Source organism: Arsenicibacter rosenii (assembly GCF_001870735.1).
Lineage (GTDB): Bacteria > Bacteroidota > Bacteroidia > Cytophagales > Spirosomataceae > Arsenicibacter > Arsenicibacter rosenii.
In genome coordinates this window covers 1-4,578 of sequence record NZ_MORL01000064.1, presented here as the reverse complement: position 1 = coordinate 4,578, position 4,578 = coordinate 1, and the positions used below count along the sequence as shown (strand labels likewise).

5 protein-coding genes are annotated in these 4,578 nt (G+C 52.6%); 2 read left to right on the top strand and 3 right to left on the bottom strand.

From position 1 onward, the window contains the following. The coding region (locus tag BLX24_RS29480) for an NAD(P)-dependent oxidoreductase (protein ID WP_071506804.1) at positions 1 to 686 on the bottom strand (686 nt) is incomplete at its 3' end. Positions 687 to 790: 104 nt separating this feature from the next. Next, complete coding sequence (locus BLX24_RS29475; protein ID WP_071506803.1) at positions 791 to 1,684, bottom strand: diacylglycerol/lipid kinase family protein; 894 nt, start codon at positions 1,682 to 1,684, stop codon at positions 791 to 793. Between the two features lie 82 nt (positions 1,685 to 1,766). Here BLX24_RS29475 and surE point away from each other — a divergent pair, with 82 nt between their 5' ends. Next, the gene (gene surE / locus BLX24_RS29470; protein ID WP_071506802.1) at positions 1,767 to 2,492 is read left to right on the top strand and encodes a 5'/3'-nucleotidase SurE; all 726 of its coding nucleotides are present in this window, start codon (positions 1,767 to 1,769) and stop codon (positions 2,490 to 2,492) included. 99 nt (positions 2,493 to 2,591) lie between these two features. Here the strand turns inward: surE and BLX24_RS29465 are convergent, their stop codons facing one another. Next, positions 2,592 to 3,578 (bottom strand): amidohydrolase family protein, encoded by a 987-nt coding sequence (locus BLX24_RS29465; RefSeq protein ID WP_071506801.1) that lies wholly within the window; start codon positions 3,576 to 3,578, stop codon positions 2,592 to 2,594. A 413-nt stretch (positions 3,579 to 3,991) separates the two neighbouring features. On the opposite strand from BLX24_RS29465, the gene BLX24_RS29460 reads away from it, so the two are divergent. Further along, positions 3,992 to 4,578, top strand: a 587-nt coding sequence (locus BLX24_RS29460) for a carboxypeptidase-like regulatory domain-containing protein (protein WP_143092876.1), incomplete at its 3' end; no start/stop codon positions are given.

Here is a 4,578-nt window from a genome sequence, read left to right as displayed (position 1 = left end):
GTCGGTTTCATCAGCGCCAGGTTTTCCTTGTTGATCAGTCCTTTTGTTTCCGCCGTCAGCGGGCTATGGATCGTGACAACATCCGATTGGGCCAGCAATTCCGGCACCGTTGCCCACCGGAAGTTTTTCCGGTGCGACTGATCGGTATGGTGGCGTTTGGAGCCAATGATGTTCATGCCAAACGCCGTAGCCACATCGGCAATGCGCTCTCCGATGCTGCCGAACCCGATAATCCCCATGGTTTTATTGGCCAGCTCAACGAGCGGATAATCCCAGAAACAAAAATCAGCTGAGCGCGCCCATTTACCATCCATGACCGAATCGCTGTGCCGCTGCACCCTCAATGTCAGTTCCAGCAGCAGCGCAAACGTAAGCTGAACGACCGAATCGGTACCGTAGCCGGGTACATTGGTTACGGTAATGCCTTTCTGCTTCGCCGCGTCAATATCAACCACATTATAGCCGGTAGCCAATACCCCGATATAAGCGGTTTTTGTCAGCTGGCTGATGATATCCTGCCCCAGTGGGGTTTTGTTCGTCAGCAGGATATCCGCGTCTTTTGCCCGTTCAGGGACTTCGTTCGGGGCTGAGCGGTCGTAGACCGTCAGGGTGCCGAGTTTTTCAAAACCTTCCCAGGTCAGATCACCCGGATTCAATGTATAACCGTCGAGAATGACTATGTTCATATTGGGCTCGTTAATTCCTGCAAATGTGGTATCTGTCTGCTGGTTTTAATAGCCCGAACCTAAAAAAATTATCCCGTCTTCCCGCTCATACGGGTAAACAGCGGTTATTCAGGTACCAGAAAAGTCAATAAACCGGGTTTTGCCGAAATATCCAGCTGACTGACCTGAGCCTGAGGCAGCACTTCATCATCAACATGGGCATCGGCCTGTTTCCAGGCAAGATAAACGGAATCAATCAGGTAAGACTGCCCGATAAACGGCACATCAATTCCGGCCAGCCGTTTGGCCACAAAACCGGCCAGGTGCTCCCTTTCCGATTCGCTCACCAGCAATAAATTCAGTTTACCATCCCCGGGGTCGGCGTTGGGAGCCATGTACAGATTCGGGCCGAACATGGGCATGTTCATGACGGCTACCATCAGAAAACGCCCCTCAATTGTCCGCCCGTGAATGCGGATGGTACAGTGGAAGGCCGGAAAGGATGGAATCAGTTGCTGAAGGGTTTCCAGTGCATCGTCGAGCCGGTCTTCTCTGTTCTCCTCCTCTTCTTTATGCTTCATCACCTCCATCAGTTTCGGAAACAGGCCGATGCCAAGGCTTTCCAGGAAAAAGTACGAGGTTTGGGCCGACACGCCACAGCCGACATCAACCGGTTTCGGGCTGGCATCCTGCCATGACGTGATGATCTCTTCCTGACTACCCCGGATGTGCAGGCTGGTGCCGATGTTGTTGGCTGTTCCGGCGGGTAAGACCGCAACCGGCACCGATACAGGATCGAAGCCGGGCATAATCAGCTTTTTAACGGCGCCTCTGACCGTGCCATCACCACCCGCGATGACCAGAAAATCACTGTGGGCGAGGTGGCTTTTCAGCGCCTCATCCTGCTCATCAATGGTGCGGCACTGAAATCCGTTTTGTTCGATCAGGGCAATAAGTTCTTTTTCCGACTGGCCATCATCGCCGGCGGCGGGGTTGTGCCATAGGGTAGCAATCTTCATCTTTTTTGTCTCTGTGGGGTTGAACTAACAGGTTAACCGATTACAACCCCTGAGGTTGAAGAATTCTATCCAAACAGACATTATGCGAATCCTGATCACAAACGATGATGGCATTTACAGCCCCGGCATTGCTGCACTGGCCAAGGTTGCCAGCCGGTTCGGGGAAGTCCGGATTGTAGCTCCTGATGTAGAACAATCGTCCATGGGCCATGCCGTAACCCATTCCAGACCGCTGTCTTACCGGAAGTCTCCGATTGCCTTCGACGGGCTGGATGCCTATCGGGTCAACGGAACCCCGGCCGACTGCGTGGCCATTGGTACACACCTCTGGAGCCAGACCGACGTGGTGTTGTCGGGCATCAATATGGGGCCTAACCTCGGCAATTCCATGTGGCACTCCGGAACCCTGGCCGCTGCGAAACAGGCCGTTTTACTGGGCATCAAAGGCATTGCGCTCAGCACACCCGTTGGCAAAACCGAACCCGATTTTGACCGGCTGGCTCCCTTTGTGGAAAAAGCCCTGACGGTACTGCTGGAGACCCCGGGCCTGGCCCTCTATAACGTTAACCTTCCCGAATACCCGACCGAAATCCGCTGGACACGGCAATCGGTCCGGCTCTACGACGGGACCGTTGTTCCGGGCGTAGATCCGTTGGGGCGCAAGCATTACTGGTTTACGGTAACACCCCTTGAACCTGCCGAAGAAGGCACCGACCGCTGGGCCGTCGAAAATAACTTTGTCTCGATCACTCCCCTCCGGCTGGACCTGACGGATGAGGAAGCGCTGCGAAACAGAGTGATTGAGTGATTGAGCGGCTGAGTGAGAATTGATCATGCATAAGCCTGCATTTGAGGACACGCCTTTTAAAGAGGGCGGTCCTCACTCAATCACTCCATCGCTCAATCGCTACTTGTATTTCTCCGGATCGAGGCGGAAGAAGCGGACGGCGTTGTTGAAGAGAATGTCGCGTTTCTGGTCGAAGGAGAGGTAATCGGCATTTTCGATGATGCTGATGGACGTTTCAAACAGTTTGGGCCAGATCATAAAATCGGTGCCATACATGATCCGTTTTCCAAAGCCGGCCTGCACGAGGCGTTTGAGGTACATGTGAATTTCGGCTTGCGGATAACTCCAGATAAACCCCGCCAGGTCGACATAGACATAGGCGTTAGCACCCATGAGGGCAATCATTTCGTCGATCATGGGATAACCGGCGTGCATGACCCAGATTTTGAGCTTGGGATGCCGGGCCAGCATGTCTTCCAGTAAAAACGGACGCCCCAATGACGCGCGGTACTTCGATTGAGAAATATTGGCCATGCCGTTGCCGCCCGTCCCCATGTGGATACCAACCGGAATATTCAGCTTCTCGGCGGCAGCAAAATAGGCATCGAGCGACATATCACTGGGTGATAATCCTTGATACTGCGGGGCTACCTCGCCCATAACCTTATAAAAACCAGACGATAACGAATCGGTAAATGCCTGAACGCTCATGTCGTTGGGCGAGCTCACTCCGATGCCCGGAATGACGCGGTCAGGGGCGGCTTTTTTCCAGCGGCGCAGAATTTGCGGATCGCCGTAGGCAATGATGGTCATGTTAAGCCGCTTCATGGTTTCGAGCACAGCGGCTTCCATTTCTGCGTCGGATTTGGCCGGTTGCAGCGGATCAACGCATTCTGTATTCAGAAATGCCCGCATCTGCTGGTTGGGATCGCCGCCGGGCATATCCCGCAAAAACCATGGACACATTTCAATGGCAAAGCCAGGGTTTACTTTCATGGCATGCACGTGTACATCAATAATTGGCAGCGGTCGTTTGGGTGGGGTTGTCTGAGCACAGGCAATGCCTGCCATCAGCCAGCCCACGAGCAGGTAAACAGTTTTTTTCATGGTTGTTAAGGGATTTTGTTGTAGCTGGTTTAAAGCTTTACGTTAAAAGTACGTAAAGCAGCTGTTTGATCCAAAAACCGGGGACACTTGCAGCAACAGGGCTATCTAATTCACTTACTCTGGCCCTGCTGCGGTCTATCTTTCTTATTTACCCTCGCTTTGGGCGACCACGACTACTTATCCTCCGCTTTGGACGACCACGTGGGGTCGCCCCTACGGTGCAAAAATGTTACCTTGGCTGCCGGAAATGTATCTTTGTTAACTCATTTTGGGGCGATCCACCGTTCATCAACCTGCCTGGTACGTTCGTCAGCCGTTAACCCTGGTTTATCAGGGCTTTTCCGTCGTTTATCCGCTTTTTATTTCAGTCCTCGGGAGAAGGTATGACCTTTGAGCTATTCAAGTTCAGGAAAATGAAAACGAACCTCATCCTTATTGCAGCAACTTTACTTACAGTTAGCACACACCAATCGGTTAAAGCTCAGTTTCCCATGATGGGCGGCGCTTCGCAAACCAAGGCGTTGCCGGGTACTGCGGGCGACCAGTCTCCGAAAGGAACGGCTAAAATCACCGGTATGGTTGTTGACTCAGCCCAGGCTAAACCGGTTGAGTTTGCCAGCATTGCGTTGTATAATAAAGCCACCAATAAAGCCGTAGACGGTACACTTGCCGACGAAAAAGGGAAATTCACACTGCCCAAACTGGTAGCCGGCGACTACCGGATTCTGATTACTTTTGTAGGTTTTCAGACCAAAGTAATTGATAATCTGAAAGTAGCGAACGGACAGAGCATTGATCTGGGATCGGTTAAGCTTTCCTCTAATGTCAAAACACTGGCGGAGGTAACCGTAACGGGTCAGGCGGCAGTAATTGAAGAAAAAGTAGACCGGCTGGTCTATAACGCCGATAAAGACATTGCGGCCAAGGGCGGCGATGCCACGGACATCCTCCGTAAAGTCCCCCTGCTGACAGTTGACCTCGATGGGAATGTCAGCCTCCG